The following is an 18,624-nucleotide window of genomic DNA, read 5'->3' as shown; positions in this document are numbered from 1 at the left end:
TACCCTTGAGCCATGACCACCAGCAGCGACCGGAGCCCGGCAGTGGACGTTCGATCATCTAAGACCTACGAGATCCGCACCTACGGGTGCCAGATGAACGTCCACGATTCCGAGCGATTGGCCGGGCTGCTCGAAGACGCCGGATATCAGCGAGCCCCCGAGGGCTCCGACGGGGATGCGGACGTCGTCGTCTTCAACACCTGCGCCGTCCGGGAGAACGCCGACAACCGGCTGTACGGCAACCTCGGCCGGCTCGCGCCGAGGAAGGCCTCGCGCCCCGGCATGCAGATCGCGGTCGGCGGCTGCCTCGCGCAGAAGGACCGCGACACCATCGTGAAGAAGGCGCCCTGGGTGGACGTCGTCTTCGGCACGCACAACATCGGCAAGCTGCCCGTCCTGCTGGAGCGCGCCCGCGTGCAGGAGGAGGCGCAGGTCGAGATCGCCGAGTCGCTGGAGGCGTTCCCGTCCACCCTGCCGACCCGGCGCGAGAGCGCCTACGCGGCCTGGGTGTCGATTTCCGTCGGCTGCAACAACACCTGCACCTTCTGCATCGTCCCCGCCCTGCGCGGCAAGGAGAAGGACCGCCGCCCCGGCGACATCCTCGCCGAGGTCGAGGCACTGGTCGCCGAGGGCGTCTGCGAGATCACGCTGCTCGGGCAGAACGTCAACGCCTACGGCTCCGACATCGGCGACCGCGAGGCGTTCAGCAAGCTGCTGCGGGCCTGCGGGAACGTCGACGGCCTGGAGCGCGTCCGGTTCACCTCCCCGCACCCGCGCGACTTCACGGACGACGTCATCGCCGCCATGGCCGAGACCCCGAACGTGATGCCGCAGCTGCACATGCCGCTGCAGTCCGGCTCGGACACCGTGCTGAAGGCGATGCGCCGCTCCTACCGGCAGGAGCGCTACCTCGGGATCATCGAGGAGGTCCGGGCCGCCATCCCGCACGCGGCGATCACCACCGACATCATCGTGGGCTTCCCCGGCGAGACCGAGGAGGACTTCGAGCAGACCCTGCACGTGGTCCGCGAGGCGCGCTTCGCCCAGGCCTTCACCTTCCAGTACTCCAAGCGGCCCGGAACCCCGGCCGCGACCATGGAGGACCAGATCCCCAAGGAGGTCGTCCAGGCCCGCTACGAGCGTCTGGTCGCCCTCCAGGAGGAGATCTCCTGGGAGGAGAACAAGAAGCAGGTCGGCCGCACCCTGGAGCTGATGGTCGCCGAGGGCGAGGGCCGCAAGGACGGCGCCACCCACCGTCTCTCCGGCCGCGCCCCCGACAACCGCCTGGTCCACTTCACCAAGCCGGAGCAGGAGGTCCGCCCCGGCGACGTGGTCACCGTCGAGATCACCTACGCCGCCCCGCACCACCTCCTCGCCGAAGGCTCCGTCCTCGGCGTGCGCCGTACGCGCGCGGGCGATGCCTGGGAGAAGCGCACCGCCGCCGAGGCCGCCAAGCCGGCGGGTGTGATGCTGGGCCTGCCGAGGATCGGCGTCCCGGAGCCGCTCCCGGCGGTGGCGAGCGGCTGCGGTTGCGACTGACGGACGAGGAGCGAGAACAGGACCCCCGTCAGGACCCACGAGAACAAGGCCCACGAGAACAGGACCCCGTCCAGGCCCCGGACGGGCTCCTTCGGGTGATCGATCCGACCGACCTGCTCGCAGGGGGCTGAGTCCGGCGCCGTACGGCGTTACCCTGCCGGTCGTGCTTGTAGCCGCCGCTGCCTGCCCCTGCCCTCCGCTGCTCGTGCCCGAGGTCGCCGCGGGCGCCGCACCGGAGCTGGACGCCGCGCGCGCGGCGTGCGCCGACGCGCTCGGTGTGCTTGCCGCCGCCCGCCCGGACCTCCTGATGGTGCTCGGGCCCGCCGAGCAGGGCGGGTGCGGAGCGTTTCCGCAGGGCGCCCGGGGTTCCTTCCGGGGGTTCGGGGTCGATGTCGACGTACGCCTCGGGCCCGCGACCGACACCGCCGGCGAGCGCGAGCTGCCGTCGTCGCTCGCTGTCGGCGCATGGCTGCTGGAGCGGACCGGCTGGGCGGATGCCCCGATCGAGGGGCTCGGGATCGGGGAACCGCTGGCGCCCGAGCGGTGTGCCGAGGCCGGAAGGGAGATCGGTGCCCGGACCGGACGGACGGCGCTGCTGGTGATGGGAGACGCCAGCGCGTGCCGCACGCTCAAGGCGCCCGGTTACCTCGACGAGCGGGCGGCACCCTTCGACGCGGAGGTCGCGCGGGCGCTGGGCGCGGCCGACGTGGCGGCCGTCCAGGCGCTGGACGCCGATCTGGCCCGCGAACTGAAGGCCTCCGGCCGGGCCCCTTGGCAGGTCCTGGCCGGCGCCGCCGAGAACGCGAACCTCAGCGGCTCGCTGCTGTACGAGTCCGCGCCGTACGGCGTCGGGTACGTGGTGGCCACCTGGACGTGACGGGTTGTGGCCACGACAAGCCGCGCGCTCCGGCGCGGGGCGCACACCGAGGCGCGCACCCGCAGCGCACACGCCGGCGCACACACCCGCAGACGCACCCCTCACATGCGCGCACGCGCGCGTACGGCGGACGGCCGGGAGCCGGTGTGTTCCGCGACCGTCTCCGCCCGTCCGCCGATCCGCACGCCGCTGAGGAGCCTCAGGAAGCCGGTGGCCGGTCCTCCGGCCGGGTGGGGGTCGTCGGATCGACACCGGCCGTCTCCGGACCGCCACCTTCCTTGTGCGCGAGGCGGTCCATCGCCTCCTTGGCCTTCCCGGTGCCCGCCTGGATCTTGTCGCTGTACTTGCCCTTGGTCCGCTCGTCCACGACGTGCGCGGCCTTGTCGAGGCCGTGCTGGACCTTGTCCCCGTGCTGCCGCGCGAGGTCCGACACCTTGTCCCTGGCCGGGCCGAGCTTGGCCTTCATGTTGTCCAACAGACCCATGGTCCACCTTCCCTCGCGGGGCAGTTACCTGCGGGCGCCCTCGCCGGCCTCGTTGTCGGCGGCCTCCTCGGCGGACTGCTGCTTGGGGATGCCGGAGCCCTCGGACGCGTCGTCCGCGGCGGTCTCCGACCGCGCGGCAGCGTCCTCGCTCTCGTCCCCGGCCGAACCCTTCGCCTCCGCCGACCCGGTCGCCTTCGCCGTCGCCTCCGCCGACTCCGCTTCCTCGGCCTCGACCTCGACCGCCTCCGGCTCCTCGCCGGCCTGCGCCTCGGTGGCCGACGTCTCCGGAGTCGCCTTCGACTTGCGGAGGAGTCGTGCAAAAACGCCCATATCTACTCCATACGGTACTCGTGCGGGCGAATTCCCGCGTTACCCGGTGCGTACAGTTGCGCCGCCCGGGTCACCGCGTCCGGCGTGCCGAACGGCGGCATCTCGCCACGGGCAACGACCCGGAACCCCATGCGTCACGTAACTCGTTCGAGACGCGGCCTGGAGGTTTGCGAGACTGGTGCGGTGAGCAGCACACCCTCCACCCCCCGCGTCATCGCCGTTGTCGGACCCACCGCGGCCGGAAAGTCCGATCTCGGCGTCTTCCTGGCCCAGCAGCTCGGTGGGGAGGTCGTCAACGCCGACTCCATGCAGCTCTACCGAGGGATGGACATCGGCACCGCGAAGCTGACGCCGCAGGAACGCGGCGGCATCCCGCACCACCTCCTCGACATCTGGGACGTGACGGTCACCGCCTCCGTCGCCGAGTACCAGAAGCTGGCCCGCGCCCGGATCGACGCCCTGCTCGCCGAGGGCCGCTGGCCGATCCTGGTCGGCGGCTCCGGCCTGTACGTCCGAGGGGCCGTCGACAACCTGGAGTTTCCCGGCACCGACCCCGAGGTCCGGGCCCGTCTGGAGGACGAGCTGGCCCTGCGCGGCTCGGGCGCGCTGCACGCCCGTCTGGCCGCCGCCGACCCCGAGGCAGCCCGCGCGATCCTGCCGAGCAACGGCCGTCGTATCGTCCGGGCGCTCGAAGTGATCGAGATCACCGGCCGGCCCTTCACCGCGAACCTCCCGGGCCACGACTCCGTCTACGACACCGTCCAGATCGGAGTCGACGTGGCTCGCCCGGAGCTGGACGAGCGCATCGCGCTGCGCGTCGACCGGATGTGGGAGGCGGGCCTCGTGGACGAGGTGCGCGCACTGGAGGCGGAGGGGTTGCGCGAGGGGCGCACGGCGTCGCGTGCGCTGGGTTACCAGCAGATGCTCGCCGCGCTCGCCGGGGAGTGCACCGAAGCGGAAGCGCGGGCCGAGACCGTGCGCGCCACCAAACGCTTCGCGCGCCGTCAGGATTCATGGTTCCGACGCGACCCCCGGGTGCACTGGCTGAGTGGGGCCGTGGCGGATCGGGGGGAACTTCCGCACCAGGCCCTGGCGTTGGTCGAACGACCGGTTACAGCCTGATCACGTCATGGCATCGGGATGCGCCGCCGGTCATCTCGGCCTTCGACGCCGTGCCATCATCGAGCTTCGATCGACCAAGTGGAGCCTAGTTGGGAGGGCGCGTGGCGATGGAGGCCGGCCCTCGCGACACCGCACAAAGTGCCGAGCACGTCACCACCGACGGTGACGAACCGGACCCGCGCGCGGACCGTTCGATCGAGGGCTGCCCGGGCGAGGACCGCCCGGTCGAGGGCCGTCTCATGGAGGGCCTGCCGGTCCAGGACCGCCCGGCCGAGGACCGACTGGGCGGGCAGCTGCTGCCCGAAAGCCACCTTGCGGAAGACCTCCTGGTCGAGGACCCGCTCACCGAGGCCCGGCTGACCGACGACGGCCCGGAGGAGACACCCGACGGCGTCACCGCCGACGGGCCGGAGCCCGAGGAGATGTACCCGGGCGGTCCGGAGGTCGAGGTCGAGCTGCGCCCGCAGCGCCGGCTGCGCATCTGGCAGCTCGCCCCCATCGTGGGACTGTCCGCCGTCGGCTCGCTGATGTTCGCCTTCCCGCTCGCCTTCGACTTCGGTGACAGCGGCGCCGTCATCGCCATGCTGGGCCTGCTGATCTGCTCCTGCGCCGCCGGCTGGGGCATGACGGCCGCCCGCCGGGTGGGCTACACCTGGCCCGGCCTCCCGGCGCGGGGTTCGGGCCGCCGCCCCGACTGGAGGGTCGTACTCGGGTACGTCCTCCTGGTCGCCGTGGTCGCGGTCCTCGCCGTGTGGCGCGTGGCAAGGCTCCGCTGAGACCTCCTGAGGGGGCGCGCGGGAGCGCGGGGAGCCGCGCGATCGGCCGCGCACGCCCCGCACCGACCACGACCCGCACCGCCCCTCACCTCCTCGGCCCCCGAGCGGAGCGCTCCCGTACGATCGAGGAATGAGCACACGGATCGCCTTCCTCAAGGGACACGGCACCGAGAACGACTTCGTGATCGTCCCGGACCCGGAGAACGCCCTCGACCTGAGCCCGGCCGCCGTTGCCGCCCTGTGCGACCGCCGAGCCGGCATCGGCGGCGACGGAGTGCTGCACGTGGTGCGATCCGCCGCCCATCCGGAGACCAGGTCGATGGCGCCCGAGGCCGAGTGGTTCATGGACTACCGCAACGGCGACGGCTCGGTCGCCGAGATGTGCGGCAACGGAGTTCGTGTGTTCGCGCGCTACCTCCAGCACGCCGGACATGTGGGCGAAGGTGACCTCGCGATCGCCACGCGCGGGGGCGTGAAGACCGTCCACCTTGCGAAGGACGGTGACATCACCGTCGGCATGGGCCGCGCCCGGCTGCCGGAGGGCGAGGTCACGGTGAGCGTCGGCGAGCACAACTGGCCCGCGCGCAACGTCAACATGGGCAACCCGCACGCGGTCGCCTTCGTCGACGACCTCGCGCACGCCGGCAACCTGTACTCCGCGCCGCCCGTCAGCCCGGCGGACGCCTACCCGCACGGGGTGAACGTCGAGTTCGTCGTCGACCGCGGCCCCCGCCACGTCGCCATGCGCGTGCACGAGCGCGGCTCCGGCGAGACCCGTTCGTGCGGCACGGGCGCGTGCGCCGTCGCCGTGGCCACCGCCCGGCGGGACGGCGCCGACCCTGCCGTCACCGGGACCCCGGCCACGTACACCGTCGACCTGCCTGGCGGCCGGCTGGTCATCACCGAGCGGCCCGACGGCGAGATCGAGATGACCGGACCCGCCGTGATCGTTGCCGAGGGCGAGATCGACGGCGAATGGCTGGAAAACGCCGTCAACTGACCCTGCAAAACCGCGAGGATGACGCCCCGCACCGCCCGGATCAGCGGTTTCCGGTAACCCGGGGCGTTCGACACCGTGGACGCCCCCAGGGCACGTGGCGCAAACCCTAAACCTCTTTTCCGTCGCTCGAATGGGTGATCCGTTTCACGCTCGGCGAGAGGCGGTCTGTCGCACGTGATGGGCTCGATAGCATCAAGCACCGGCACGGACGGGGGAACGTCGCCATCCCTGAGCCTCGTACGCCCTGGGGCCCCGTCCGCCGGTCCACGAGCCGGAGGTGCCCATGAGTGCGGAGGCCACGAACCCTGCGTCCCCTGGCCCGGTGGCGCCCGCGGTGTCCGCGGCGGCCACCGCCCCCGCGGCGCCGAGGGCGGACCGCAGGAAGTCCCGGCCCCGGATCGATCTGCGCAGGCTCGGCCGGGCCGCACTGCTCGGCCCCGCCGTCCGCGGGAAGTTGCCCGACGCGATCAGCCACGTAGTGGAGGCGCACCGCGCCCACCACCCCGACGCCGACCTCGACCCGCTGCGCCGCGCCTACGTCCTCGCGGAGTCCTCGCACCGCGGTCAGATGCGCAAGAGCGGCGAGCCGTACATCACCCATCCGCTCGCGGTGACCCTGATCCTCGCCGAACTCGGCGCGGAGACCACGACGTTGACCGCCTCGCTGCTCCACGACACCGTCGAGGACACCGATGTGACGCTCGATCAGGTGCGGGAACAGTTCGGCGAGGAGGTTCGTTATCTCGTCGACGGGGTGACGAAACTGGAGAAGGTCGACTACGGAGCCGCCGCCGAACCGGAGACCTTCCGCAAGATGCTCGTCGCCACCGGCAGCGACGTGCGCGTGATGTCGATCAAACTCGCCGACCGCCTGCACAACATGCGCACCCTCGGCGTCATGCGCCCGGAGAAGCAGGCGCGGATCGCCAAGGTCACCCGCGACGTCCTCATCCCGCTCGCCGAGCGCCTCGGCGTGCAGGCCCTGAAGACCGAGATGGAGGACCTGGTCTTCGCCATCCTCCACCGCGAGGAGTACGAGCACACCCGCGAGCTGATCGCCGAGAACGCGGCCCGCCCCGACGACCCGCTCGCCGTCGTCGCCGAGGAGATGCGCGGGGTGCTGCGCGAGGCCGGCATCCCGGCCGAAGTGCTCATCCGCCCCCGGCACTTCGTCTCGGTCCACCGCGTGGCCCGCAAACGCGGACAACTGCGCGGCACCGACTTCGGCCGCCTGCTCGTGCTGGTGAACGAGGACGCCGACTGCTACGGCGTCCTCGGCGAACTGCACACCTGCATGACGCCGGTCGTCTCGGAGTTCAAGGACTTCATCGCCGTACCGAAGTTCAATCTGTACCAGTCGCTGCACACCGCCGTCGCACGCCCCCAGGCCCGAGCCGAATCGCCCGGGGGGACCCCCATCGCCGTCCAGGTCGTCGAAGTCCTCATCCGCACCCACCAGATGCACAAGGTCGCCGAGGCCGGCGTCGTCGCCCTCGGCAACCCGTACGCGCCCGCGTCCGACGACCCCGCCGACGGCGAGCGCGCCGACCCCACCCGCCCCGGCTGGCTCTCCCGGCTCCTCGACTGGCAGCAGGCCGCGCCCGACCCCGACACGTTCTGGTCCACCCTGCGCGAAGACCTCGCCCAGGACCGCGAGATCACCGTCTTCCGCCCGGACGGCGGTACGCTCGGCCTGCCCGAGGGCGCCAGCTGTGTGGACGCCGCCTACGCCCAGTACGGCGAGGACGCCCACGCCTGCATCGGCGCGCGTGTCAACGGCCGGCTGGCCACCCTCAGCACCGTCCTGCAGGACGGTGACACCGTCCAGCTCCTCATGGGCCAGGACCCCGCCTCCGAGCCCTCCCGCGAATGGCTGGAGCACGCCCACACCCCGGCCGCCCGCATCGCGATCCAGCGCTGGCTGGCCACGCATCCCGGCGGCGGCAACGGGACGGAGGACGCGGGCGGCACCCGCCGCGCACCCGCCGGGGCCACCGCCCCCGCGCGCCCCACGGGTGGCTCCCGCGCCGAGGCCGCCGCGGGAGTCACCCCCGCCGAGGGCGCCCCCGCAGTCCGCTCCAGAGACGCCGACGTCCTCGTGGACCGGCCCGGCGCCACCGTACGGCTCGCCCGATGTTGTACGCCCGTGCCGCCGGACGAGATCACCGGCTTCGCGGTGCGCGGGGGAGTGGTGACCGTGCACAGGGTGGAGTGTGCCGCGGTGGCGCACATGAAGGGCCGGGGGCGCACGGAGGTCGGCGTGCGCTGGGGAGACACCGCCGAGTGCCGGGTCACCCTGGTCGCTGAATCGTTCGGCCGCCCCCATCTGCTCGCCGATCTCACCGAGGCGATCTCCTCGACCGGCGTCGACATCGTCTCCGCCACCGTCGAACCGCCCAGCCAGCAGCGGGTCCGGCACACGTACACCCTCCAACTCCCGGACGCGGCCCGCCTCCCGGCCCTCATGCGCGCCATGCGGGACGTCCCGGGCGTGTACGACGTCTCCCGCGCCCAGCACCAGGCCCCCTCCTCCTGAGCGGCGCCGGGCGTGACCGCCGGGCGTGATCACGGGGCGCCGGTCCACGACGGAGCGCCTGACAGGCCGCCGCAGGACGGCCGCGCCCCCCCCGCGCGAGCAGAGTCGCTCGATCCGAACCGATCAGTAAGCGCGCATGATCGCAACCGTTTGATCAGAAGGCCACCCGACCGCGTGCAGAAGGCCTCCGGACCCAACCCGTTCGGGTGGGACGGGCGCGCGTCGCCGTCGTCGCCCGGGAGCGCACTGGTAGCGGTGGTCCATGCTGCTCACCCCCCGCGTCCCCCGCCGTATCCCCTCACAGCCCGGGACCCGGTCCCGGCCCCGGCCCCGGATCTCCCGGCACCGGGCGGGGGCCCTCCTCGCCTCCGCCGTCGCCGTCTGTCTGCTCGCCGCCGCGGCCCCGGCCGAGCCCCTCGGCGTCGGTGACCGGCTCTTCCCGTACCTGGGCAACCCGGGCTACGACGTGGCGTCGTACGACCTGTCCTTCACCTACCCCGGCGCCAACGACAAGCCGCTGCAGGCCGTCACCACCATCGACGCCTGGACCACCGCGGACCTGGACCGGATCAACCTCGACTTCGCGCGCGGCACCGTCACGTCCGTCGAGGTCGACGGGCGTCCCGCGGAGTTCACCAGCGCCGGCGAGGACCTGGTCGTCACCCCGGACCACCTCCTCACCGAGGGCAGCTGGACCCGGATCACGGTCAAGCACACCAGCGATCCCGTCGCCGGCAAGGACCAGGACGGCGGCTGGGTGCGCACCAGCGACGGCCTCGCCATGGCCAATCAGGCCGACGCGGCGCACCTGGTCTTCCCGTGCAACGACCACCCGTCCGACAAGGCGCTGTTCACCTTCCACGTCACCGCCCCGAACGGCTACACCGTCGTGGCCAACGGTATGCCCGTCGGAGCGGACCAGGTCGGCTCCTCCACCACCTGGACCTACCGCACCCGGCACCCCATGGCCACCGAACTCGCCCAGATCTCCATCGGCCGCTCCACCGTGCTGCACCGCGACGGCCCGCGCGGACTGCAGGTCCGCGACGTCGTGCCCAGCGCCGACGCCAAGGCCCTGCAGCCGTGGCTCGACAAGACGCCCGAGCAGATCGCCTGGCTGGAGAGCAAGGTCGGACCGTACCCGTTCGAGACGTACGGCGTGCTCATGGCGCAGGCCGACACCGGGTTCGAACTGGAGACACAGACCCTCTCGCTCTTCGAGAAGGACCTGTTCACGCAGCCCGCCTACCCCAAGTGGTACGTCGAGTCGATCATGGTGCACGAGCTGTCGCACCAGTGGTTCGGTGACAGCGTCAGCCCCCGCACCTGGTCCGACGTCTGGCTGAACGAGGGGCACGCCACCTGGTACGAGGCCCTCTACGCCGAGGAGACGGCGCACAAGCCGATGGAGGACCGGATGAAGGCCGCCTACGCCAACTCCGACCGGTGGCGTGAGGCCGGCGGACCGCCCGCCCTGCCCAAGGGGCCCGCGCCCGGCCAGAAGATCAGCATCTTCCGCCCCAACGTCTACGACGGCGCGGCCCTGGCGCTGTACGCCCTGCGCCAGGAGATCGGCAAGCCGGCCTTCGAACGCCTGGAGCGGATGTGGGTCCAGGAGCACCGGGACTCCACCGCCGGCACCGCCGACTTCGTCCGCCTCGCCTCGACCGTCGCCGGCCGCGATCTGACGGGCTTCTTCAAGGGCTGGCTCTACGGCGAGAAGACTCCGCCGATGCCCGGCCACCCGGACTGGAAGGCCGCGGCATCGCCCAAGGCCGCCAAGGGCCGGACCCGGAAATAAGGCGGTGACGCGCCGTGCCGCGCCGTGCGACCATCGTCGGGTCGGCGCGGCACGGCCCGCGGGAATCTCCCGGGGCGCTCGCGCGTTCTAACCTAAGACCGTGCTCCTCGGGCACCCCCATCGACGTAAGGATCCAATGACCTCCTCTTCCTCCCCTTCCCAGGACACCCAGCGCCTCGCGCACGCCTACCCCGAAGGTCTTCGGGCCGATGCCCTGATGGAAGAGGACGTCGCCTGGAGCTACGAGATCGACGGCGATCGGGACGGCGACCAGTTCGACCGCTCCGAGCGCGCGGCCCTGCGCCGCGTGGTGGGGCTGTCCACCGAGCTGGAGGACGTCACCGAGGTCGAGTACCGACAGCTCCGCCTGGAGCGGGTCGTGCTCGTCGGGGTGTGGACCACCGGCACGGCACAGGACGCCGACAACTCCCTCGCGGAGCTGGCCGCCCTCGCGGAGACCGCAGGCGCGCTGGTGCTCGACGGCGTCGTCCAGCGCCGCGACAAGCCCGACGCGGCCACCTATATCGGCTCCGGCAAGGCCTTGGAGCTGCGCGACATCGTCGTCGAGTCGGGCGCGGACACCGTCATCTGCGACGGTGAGCTGAGCCCCGGCCAGCTGATCCAGCTGGAGGACGTCGTCAAGGTCAAGGTCATCGACCGTACGGCCCTGATCCTGGACATCTTCGCCCAGCACGCCAAGTCCCGAGAGGGCAAGGCGCAGGTCGCGCTCGCGCAGATGCAGTACATGCTGCCGCGGCTGCGAGGCTGGGGTCAGTCGCTGTCCCGTCAGATGGGCGGCGGCAAGGGCGGCGGCCTCGCCACCCGTGGTCCCGGTGAGACCAAGATCGAGACGGACCGGCGCCGGATCCGCGAGAAGATGGCGAAGATGCGCCGGGAGATCGCGGAGATGAAGACCGGCCGCGAGATCAAGCGCCAGGAGCGCCGGCGCAACAAGGTGCCGTCCGTCGCCATCGCGGGCTACACCAACGCCGGCAAGTCCTCCCTGCTCAACCGTCTGACGGGCGCGGGCGTCCTGGTCGAGAACGCCCTGTTCGCGACCCTGGACCCGACCGTCCGCCGCGCGGAGACCCCGAGCGGCCGCCTGTACACCCTGGCCGACACGGTCGGCTTCGTCCGACACCTGCCGCACCACCTGGTCGAGGCGTTCCGCTCCACGATGGAGGAGGTCGGTGACGCCGACCTGATCGTGCACGTGGTGGACGGCTCGCATCCGGTACCGGAGGAGCAGCTGGCCGCCGTGCGCGAGGTGATCAGGGACGTCGGCGCCACCGACGTGCCCGAGATCGTCGTGATCAACAAGGCGGACGCGGCCGACCCGCTGGTCCTCCAGCGGCTGCTGCGGGTCGAGAAGCGCTCCATCGTGGTCTCCGCCCGCACCGGCCAGGGCATCGACGAACTGCTCGCGCTGATCGACAACGAGCTGCCCCGCCCCTCGGTCGAGATCGAGGCGCTCGTCCCGTACACGCACGGCAGGCTCGTCGCCCGCGCCCACACCGAGGGCGAGGTGATCTCCGAGGAGCACACCGCGGAGGGCACCCTGCTCAAGGTCCGGGTGCACGAGGAACTGGCGGTCGACCTGGCACCGTACACACCGGTGCCGGCCGTCTGACCCTGCCGCGCGGAAGGCCCGCCCCCTGTCCAGGAGGCGGGCCTTCGAGCGTCCCGGGAGGGCGACGTGCCCCCTTACTGCCCGGCGAACTTCTTGCTGACGGACTGGTACACACCCTTGGCCACGTCACCCAGCCGAGGACCGGCCAGCCACCCCGAAGTCACCGGGCCGATCGAGGTGTTGGAAACGAGCGCCGGCTTGCCGTCCGCGCCCGTCTCCACCCAGCCGCCGCCGGAGGAACCCGCGGTCATCGTGCAGCCGATCCGGTACATGGTCGGCGCCGACTGGTTGATGGACAGCCGACCCGGCTTGTCCTTGCACTGGTAGAGCAGCTGACCGTCGAACGGAGCCGCCTCCGGGTAGCCGGACGCGGTGATGCCGTTCACCTTCGGCACCGCCGGGGCGTCGAAGTTCACCGGCAGCGCCCCGCCGACCGTCTCCTCCAGCGACTTGCCGCCGTTGCCCTGCTCCGGCGTCACATGGATCACCGCGAAGTCGTACGGCGCGCCGTTGCCGCCGGTCTCACCGCCCTGGTCGATCCACTGCTGCGAGGTCTGCGCCGCATCGGCCCACCAGACGCCGTAGGGGGCGATCTCGGACCTGCTGGCGTTCTGCAGCTGGGCGGCGGGCTTGCCGGAGTTGTTGTACGACGGCACGAAGGCCATGTTCCGGTACCAGCCGCCGCTCTTGCCGGCGTGCACACAGTGACCCGCCGTCCAGACCAGGTTGGATTTGCCCGGATGCGCGGGGTCCTCCACGACCGTGCCCGAGCACACCATGTGGCCCTCGGGGGAGTCGAAGAACACCTTGCCCGAGGCGGCCGCGTTGACGTGGTACGGCGTCGCCACCGACTGCGCCTTCACCGGCTGCGGGGTCGGGTCCGTGACGCCCTGGTCACCCGAGATGTCGTTGTCGTTGACACCCTTGTTCGGGTCGTTGGCGTGGCGCATCCGGTCCGGGTCCCACAGGCCCTTGATGATCGGGTTGATGAAGTCGTTGGCCTCGCGCAGCCAGTCCTGCTTGTTCCAGTTCTTCCAGGCGCCGTTCTTCCACTTGTCGACGTCGATCCCGTGGTCCTTGAGCTTCTGCTTGAGGTCGTCCGGGATCTTGATCTTTCCGTCGCCGGCCGCGGCCGCGGAGGCGGTCGGCTTGCCGTCGGCGGTGTCGTCGCCGTTGCAGGCGGTGGCGGTCAGCGCCAGCGCCGAGGCGAGGGTGACCGCCGCGAGCGAGGTGGAGGTGCGGCGGGTGCCCCTCCCTCGCCGATCAGTGAACGACGGTCGAATGGATCGCATGCTCTTGACTCCCCCTGCTGTGAAGGTACTCGGCGCTTCGGGTGTGGCACCGGCCGTGAACTCATGGGAAGTTCGCGCCGGTCTCACGACCGTTCGGGAAACGGCGTCCCAGACTATGCGCTCGCTGTGGGGGACTTCCGGCGGAACGGCAACGGTTCGGCTACAAGCCGTCTGACCTGGCCAATCATCCACGGATCTACCGGTTTGACGTCCATTCACCACTCCTGTCCTTGATTCAATGGGCGTTCCCCGGTGTTCCGGCCGACCGCCCGGCCGCCTGCCTGCGGCCCCGCGCGAAGAGCGCCGTCCTCCGGCCCCGGCAATGATCTTGCGGATACCCGTAACCCGTCGAACGGTCCGCGGTTGTAGCTGTGGGGGGCCAGCTGCCTGCACTCGGTCCCCACGGATCAACTCGCCTCTGAACAGCGGGGAGGACAGCGACCGGTGGCCGTTACGGAGTCGATGGCTGGAGGTACGACCGGGGGAGCGCCCGCTGTGCACGAGGGGATCCTCAGACGCCAGTCGGCGCGTGAATCCTCCGCGCGCACCTATGCCCGAGCCCTGCCCATCGTCCCGGTCCGGGCACGTGGGCTCACCATCGAGGGCGCCGACGGCCGTCGCTATCTCGACTGCCTCTCCGGCGCGGGCACACTCGCCCTCGGCCACAACCATCCAGTCGTGCTGGAAGCCATCCGCAGGGTCCTCGACTCCGGCGCTCCCCTCTCCGTCCTCGACCTGGCGACCCCCGTCAAGGACGCCTTCATCACCGAGCTGTTCCGCACTCTTCCGCCCGGCCTCGCCGGCCGCGCGCGTGTCCAGTTCTGCGGGCCGGCCGGGACGGACGCCGTCGAGGCCGCCCTCAAACTGGTCCGGGCCGCGACGGGCCGCACCGGCATCCTCGCCTTCACCGGCGCCTACCACGGCATGACCGCCGGAGCCCTGGCCGCCTCCGGTGGCGCCCGGGACGTCCAGGTCGCCCGCCTGCCCTATCCGCAGGACTACCGCTGCCCCTTCGGCGTCGGCGGGTCGCGCGGCGCCGAACTCGCCGCCCGCTGGACCGAGTCCCTCCTCGACGATCCCAAGTCGGGCGTGCCCCTGCCGGCCGGGATGATCCTCGAACCTGTCCAGGGCGAGGGCGGGGTGATCCCCGCACCGGACGCCTGGCTGCGCCGTATGCGGCAGCTCACCACCGCCCGGTCGATCCCGCTGATCGCCGACGAGGTCCAGACCGGGGTCGGCCGAACGGGCGCCTTCTGGGCCGTCGACCACAGCGGGGTCACCCCCGACGTCATGGTTCTGTCCAAGGCCATCGGCGGCAGCCTCCCGCTGGCCGTCATCGTCTACCGCGACGATCTCGACGTCTGGCAACCGGGCGCCCACGCCGGAACCTTCCGAGGCAACCAGCTCGCCATGGCCGCGGGCACCGCGACCCTCGCCCATGTGCGCGAGAACGGCCTCGCCGAGCGCGCCGCCGACCTCGGTTCCCGCATGCTGGGTCAACTCGGGGAGTTGGCCGACAGGTTCGCGTGCGTCGGGGAGGTCCGGGGGCGTGGACTGATGATGGGGGTCGAGCTGGTGGACCCGGACGGCGCCGGAGCCGAACCCGCCGACCGCCACCCCACACCTCCCGGCCAGGAGCCCCGCTGCACGCCACGTCCGGCCGCGCCCGAACTCGCCGCCGCCGTCCAGCGGGAGTGCCTCCAGCGCGGACTGATCGTCGAACTCGGCGGCCGTCACGCGGCCGTGGTCAGGCTGCTCCCCCCGCTCACGATCAGCGACGAGCAGGCGGCGGCCGTTCTGGACCGACTGGCGGACGCGGTGGCGGCGGTGGCCCGCACACATGAGGAACACGGCCCGCACGACAGCCCACACCACGGCCCCGCCCAGCGCGCGGGTTGAGAGTCGCACCCTCACCGCCCCGCCCTCGCGGCCGCCAACGGTCCTCGGAACCACTCGCTTCCGCATCCCGACTGCCCCCACTTCCAAGGACACTCCGGCCGAACCGGCCTCCCTCGACACACCCACAGCTCTCTCGCTCCCGCTCTCTCCGCCGACCCGGTCCACCGCAGCAGTAGGGGCGCCCCGACCCCACCCCACCGAGACAACCGCAGGCGACGCGGGAACCGGGACCGAGCGAAAGCAGCACCCCGCACCTCCCAGCCAGCTACGAGGAGCCGTCATGAACGACACCCCGACACCCGACGGCAGCTCCGGTGCTCCCGACGAACAGGGAGACGCCGGGGCTCCGGCCTCTCCCGTGCCGCTCGCCGAGTCGGTGCCCCAGCAGAAGAGGCGCACCGCGGACCTCACCCGAGTGACCGAGCCCGGCTCCGAGCTGCTGGAACATCCCGACCCGCGCACCGCCGCCCAGGCCGCCGCTGTGGAGAACCTGTTGCGGTGCTGGGTGCGCGAGACCGACCTCGCCGCCCCCACCAACGGCACCCTCCACCTCCCGCTCCCGGCCAGCGGCACCTCCCTGCTCGTGCCGGTCCGCTACTGGTCGCCGACCGGCTGGCACCGCTTCGGCCCGCCGCGCCTGGCCGGCGTCCCCGACGCCGCCCCTGCCGTCGACGCCGTCACCCTGGCAGCGCTGCTCACCCGAGAGACGGCCGGAGCCACCGGCAACAGCCCCCGCCCCCAGGACCCCACCGCCGGCAACGTTCACGGCCAGGGCCAGGGCCAGGGCCAGGGCCAGAGCCAGGGCCACGGCGACGGCGGCGCCGATGGCGGCCTGGTGGCCAGGGTGGCCGACTCCGTCCGCCGCACGGCGACCTTCATCCGCGACCGGCGCGAGCACCCCACCGACGGCCCCGATCTCTTCCTCTCCGCCGAGCAGGCCCTTCTCCTCGGACACCCCCTGCACCCGACCCCCAAGAGCCGGGAAGGCCTGACCGAGGCCGAAATCCCCGTGTACTCGCCGGAGTTGCGCGGCTCCTTCCCCCTTCACTGGATCGCTGTCGCCCCCTCCCTCCTCGCCACCGACTCGGCCTGGACCGAGCGCGGCCGACCCGTCCCCGCCGACCACCTCACCCTGCGCCTCGCCGATACCGGTCTCCCGCTGCGCGACGGTTGCGCCGCCCTCCCGCTGCACCCGTGGCAGGCCCGCGAACTGCGCCACCGCGCACCCGTCGCCGCCCTGCTCGACTCCGGCCTCCTCCGCGACCTCGGCCCCCTCGGGCCCCGCTGGCATCCCACCTCCTCCGTGCGCACGGTCCACCGGTCCGGTGCCCCCGCGATGCTCAAACTCTCGCTCGGCCTGCGCATCACCAACTCCCGCCGGGAGAACCTCCGCAAGGAACTCCATCGGGGCGTCGAGGTGCACCGGCTGCTGCGCACCGGCCTGTCCAAGCAATGGCAGGCCGCACATCCCTCCTTCGACATCGTCCGCGACCCGGCCTGGCTCGCCGTCGACGACCCCGACGGTCGGCCCGTCCCCGGACTCGACGTGCTGATCAGGCACAACCCGTTCGCGCCGACCGACGACGTCGGCTGTGTCGCCGCGCTTGCCGCGCCCCGACCCGCTTCCGCCTCCGGCAGCGACTCCCCGCCCCGGCAGAGCGCCTGGCCCATGCGCTCCCGGCTGGCCGGGCTCGTCGCACGGCTCGCCGCACACACCGGCCGACCTCTCGCCGCCGTCGCCACGGAGTGGTTTCTGCGGTACCTGGAACAGGTCGTCCGTCCCGTGCTCTGGCTGGACGGCGAGGCCGGCATCGCCCTCGAAGCCCACCAGCAGAACACCCTGCTCCTGCTCGACCGCGACGGCTGGCCCGCCGGTGGCCGCTACCGCGACAACCAGGGCTACTACTTCCGTGAGTCCCGGCGCGACGAACTGGATGCCCGGCTGCCCGGTGTCGGAGAGCGCGGCGACACCTTCGTCTCCGACGAGGTCACCGACGAACGCTTCGCCTACTACCTCGCCATCAACAATGTGCTGGGCCTGATCGGCGCCTTCGGCTCCCAGCGCCTTGCCGACGAAAGACTTCTCCTCGCCGCCTTCCGCCGCTTCCTCACCGGCGTCGCCACAGGGCCCGACGCACCGCGCACCCCTCTGCCGCACCGCCTGCTCGACTCCCCCGTACTGCGCTGCAAGGCCAACCTGCTGACCCGGCTGCACGGCCTGGACGAACTCGTCGGCCCGGTCGACACCCAGTCCGTCTACGTCACCATCGCCAACCCCCTTCATTCCTGAGCGAACCGACTCGTCTCCCCGCGCTCGCGAGGAACATGCCCCACCTCGTCTCCTGAGAGGAGCGCACCTTGCCTCCCACCGACTCGAACGCCGGCCTCGGCGCGCGCCCCGCCCATTCCGGCGCCCCTGTCCCCCCGAGTGCCCCTGTGCCTCGGGGCGCCGCGCCCCGAGCGGACGGCGCGGGCAGCATGCGGGCCGTCCCCTTCGCCGGGTTCGCCATCGAGGACGACGACGCGGACTGCGAGGACACGCTGGATCTGCAGCTGCCCGCAGAGTTCCTCGCCCTCTTCGCCGGAGGAACGGCCCACCTCCTCGACCAACTCCCCACGTGGGGCACGGTGGTCACCCCTGTCGGCTCCTTCCGGCTCCACCCCGTGCGCATCGATCAAGACCTCCCGCTCATCCATCGGTGGATGAACGACCCCGCCGTCGCCCCCTTCTGGGAGCTGTCCGGGCCCCAGAAGCAGACGGAGGACCATCTACGCGCCCAACTCGAAGGCGACGGACGCAGCGTGCCGTGTCTCGGCGTACTGGACGGCACACCGATGAGCTACTGGGAGATCTACCGGGCGGACCTCGATCCGCTGGCCCGCCACTATCCGGCCCGCCCCCACGACACCGGGATCCACCTCCTCGTCGGTGGGGCCTCGGATCGAGGGCGGGGACTGGGATCCGCCCTGATCCGAGCCGTGGCCGACCTGATCCTCGACCGGCGCCCGACATGCGCACGGGTCGTAGCGGAACCCGATCTTCGCAACACCCCCTCCGTCGCGGCGTTCCTCAGCGCCGGATTCCGGTTCGCCGACGAGGTCGACCTGCCCGGCAAGCGAGCCGCCCTCATGATCCGGGACCGGGTCCTGCGCGATGTTCTGTAGCGTCACGTGATGACGCCGTCACAAGTGGTAACTCGAATCGGGCCGGTCGAGTTCCCACTCGATCCGAGAACTCGGGATCCCATTCGATCCGGGAAATACGGGTGCCCGGGAAATACGGGTGCCCCCGCACCCTCTCTCCTCACGTCGGCCCCCCGCCCCCCCCCCCCCCCCCC

At 71.9% G+C, this 18,624-nt stretch carries 14 protein-coding genes; 11 read left to right on the top strand and 3 right to left on the bottom strand.

The window, feature by feature from the left end; translation table 11 throughout:
• The first annotated feature begins 12 nt into the window (after nt 1-12).
• Complete coding sequence (miaB, locus tag AQI95_RS34195) at nt 13-1,539, top strand: tRNA (N6-isopentenyl adenosine(37)-C2)-methylthiotransferase MiaB (protein ID WP_079071696.1); 1,527 nt, start codon at nt 13-15, stop codon at nt 1,537-1,539.
• A 163-nt stretch (nt 1,540-1,702) separates the two neighbouring features.
• A complete protein-coding gene (locus AQI95_RS34190) occupies nt 1,703-2,416 on the top strand; it encodes a class III extradiol dioxygenase subunit B-like domain-containing protein (protein WP_079071692.1) in 714 nt (237 codons plus the stop codon).
• Between the two features lie 199 nt (nt 2,417-2,615).
• Here the strand turns inward: AQI95_RS34190 and AQI95_RS34185 are convergent, their stop codons facing one another.
• Nucleotides 2,616-2,900, bottom strand: coding sequence for an antitoxin (locus AQI95_RS34185; protein ID WP_067133140.1), 285 nt, complete (start codon nt 2,898-2,900; stop codon nt 2,616-2,618).
• 24 nt (nt 2,901-2,924) lie between these two features.
• Entirely contained in the window at nt 2,925-3,230 is a 306-nt protein-coding gene (locus AQI95_RS34180; RefSeq protein ID WP_067133137.1) for a hypothetical protein, read from the bottom strand.
• Between the two features lie 183 nt (nt 3,231-3,413).
• Here AQI95_RS34180 and miaA point away from each other — a divergent pair, with 183 nt between their 5' ends.
• The 6 genes from miaA (at nt 3,414) to hflX (ending at nt 12,095) form a co-directional block, all read left to right on the top strand.
• Complete coding sequence (miaA, locus tag AQI95_RS34175; RefSeq protein WP_067133134.1) at nt 3,414-4,352, top strand: tRNA (adenosine(37)-N6)-dimethylallyltransferase MiaA; 939 nt, start codon at nt 3,414-3,416, stop codon at nt 4,350-4,352.
• Nucleotides 4,353-4,591: 239 nt separating this feature from the next.
• On the top strand, nt 4,592-5,128 hold the full coding sequence (locus AQI95_RS34170) for a hypothetical protein (protein WP_425264939.1): 537 nt from the start codon (nt 4,592-4,594) through the stop codon (nt 5,126-5,128).
• A gap of 130 nt (nt 5,129-5,258) precedes the next feature.
• Nucleotides 5,259-6,128, top strand: a complete 870-nt coding sequence (dapF, locus tag AQI95_RS34165; RefSeq protein ID WP_067133131.1) for a diaminopimelate epimerase — start codon at nt 5,259-5,261, stop codon at nt 6,126-6,128.
• Nucleotides 6,129-6,411: 283 nt separating this feature from the next.
• On the top strand, nt 6,412-8,664 hold the full coding sequence (locus AQI95_RS34160) for a RelA/SpoT family protein (protein WP_079071689.1): 2,253 nt from the start codon (nt 6,412-6,414) through the stop codon (nt 8,662-8,664).
• A 262-nt stretch (nt 8,665-8,926) separates the two neighbouring features.
• A complete protein-coding gene (locus tag AQI95_RS34155) occupies nt 8,927-10,465 on the top strand; it encodes a M1 family metallopeptidase (RefSeq protein ID WP_067133128.1) in 1,539 nt (512 codons plus the stop codon).
• Nucleotides 10,466-10,601: 136 nt separating this feature from the next.
• Nucleotides 10,602-12,095, top strand: coding sequence for a GTPase HflX (gene hflX / locus AQI95_RS34150; RefSeq protein ID WP_067133125.1), 1,494 nt, complete (start codon nt 10,602-10,604; stop codon nt 12,093-12,095).
• Nucleotides 12,096-12,169: 74 nt separating this feature from the next.
• On the opposite strand, the gene AQI95_RS34145 is transcribed toward hflX, so the two are convergent.
• The gene (locus tag AQI95_RS34145; protein WP_208614331.1) at nt 12,170-13,387 is read right to left on the bottom strand and encodes a trypsin-like serine peptidase; all 1,218 of its coding nucleotides are present in this window, start codon (nt 13,385-13,387) and stop codon (nt 12,170-12,172) included.
• Nucleotides 13,388-13,849: 462 nt separating this feature from the next.
• Here AQI95_RS34145 and AQI95_RS34140 point away from each other — a divergent pair, with 462 nt between their 5' ends.
• From AQI95_RS34140 to AQI95_RS34130, 3 genes are all read left to right on the top strand, one after another.
• Complete coding sequence (locus AQI95_RS34140; protein WP_079071685.1) at nt 13,850-15,286, top strand: diaminobutyrate--2-oxoglutarate transaminase family protein; 1,437 nt, start codon at nt 13,850-13,852, stop codon at nt 15,284-15,286.
• A gap of 280 nt (nt 15,287-15,566) precedes the next feature.
• Complete coding sequence (locus AQI95_RS34135) at nt 15,567-17,576, top strand: IucA/IucC family protein (RefSeq protein ID WP_067133122.1); 2,010 nt, start codon at nt 15,567-15,569, stop codon at nt 17,574-17,576.
• A gap of 68 nt (nt 17,577-17,644) precedes the next feature.
• Nucleotides 17,645-18,451, top strand: a complete 807-nt coding sequence (locus tag AQI95_RS34130; protein ID WP_067133119.1) for a GNAT family N-acetyltransferase — start codon at nt 17,645-17,647, stop codon at nt 18,449-18,451.
• Nucleotides 18,452-18,624: the final 173 nt, after the last annotated feature.

This window comes from Streptomyces yokosukanensis (assembly GCF_001514035.1).
GTDB lineage: Bacteria > Actinomycetota > Actinomycetes > Streptomycetales > Streptomycetaceae > Streptomyces > Streptomyces yokosukanensis.
Note: the sequence above shows the minus strand (reverse complement) of the source record. Positions and strands in the feature narration are given on the sequence as shown.

Excerpts from the sequence above, each read along its gene's own strand:
- miaB (WP_079071696.1), top strand. The coding sequence starts at position 13 with ATGACCACCAGCAGCGACCGGAGCCCGGCAGTGGACGTTCGATCATCT.
- hflX (WP_067133125.1), top strand. The coding sequence starts at position 10,602 with ATGACCTCCTCTTCCTCCCCTTCCCAGGACACCCAGCGCCTCGCGCAC.
- AQI95_RS34180 (WP_067133137.1), bottom strand. The coding sequence starts at position 3,230 with ATGGGCGTTTTTGCACGACTCCTCCGCAAGTCGAAGGCGACTCCGGAG.
- AQI95_RS34135 (WP_067133122.1), top strand. The coding sequence starts at position 15,567 with ATGAACGACACCCCGACACCCGACGGCAGCTCCGGTGCTCCCGACGAA.
- AQI95_RS34145 (WP_208614331.1), bottom strand. The coding sequence starts at position 13,387 with ATGCGATCCATTCGACCGTCGTTCACTGATCGGCGAGGGAGGGGCACC.
- AQI95_RS34155 (WP_067133128.1), top strand. The coding sequence starts at position 8,927 with ATGCTGCTCACCCCCCGCGTCCCCCGCCGTATCCCCTCACAGCCCGGG.
- AQI95_RS34160 (WP_079071689.1), top strand. The coding sequence starts at position 6,412 with ATGAGTGCGGAGGCCACGAACCCTGCGTCCCCTGGCCCGGTGGCGCCC.
- AQI95_RS34170 (WP_425264939.1), top strand. The coding sequence starts at position 4,592 with ATGGAGGGCCTGCCGGTCCAGGACCGCCCGGCCGAGGACCGACTGGGC.
- AQI95_RS34140 (WP_079071685.1), top strand. The coding sequence starts at position 13,850 with ATGGCTGGAGGTACGACCGGGGGAGCGCCCGCTGTGCACGAGGGGATC.
- AQI95_RS34185 (WP_067133140.1), bottom strand. The coding sequence starts at position 2,900 with ATGGGTCTGTTGGACAACATGAAGGCCAAGCTCGGCCCGGCCAGGGAC.
- dapF (WP_067133131.1), top strand. The coding sequence starts at position 5,259 with ATGAGCACACGGATCGCCTTCCTCAAGGGACACGGCACCGAGAACGAC.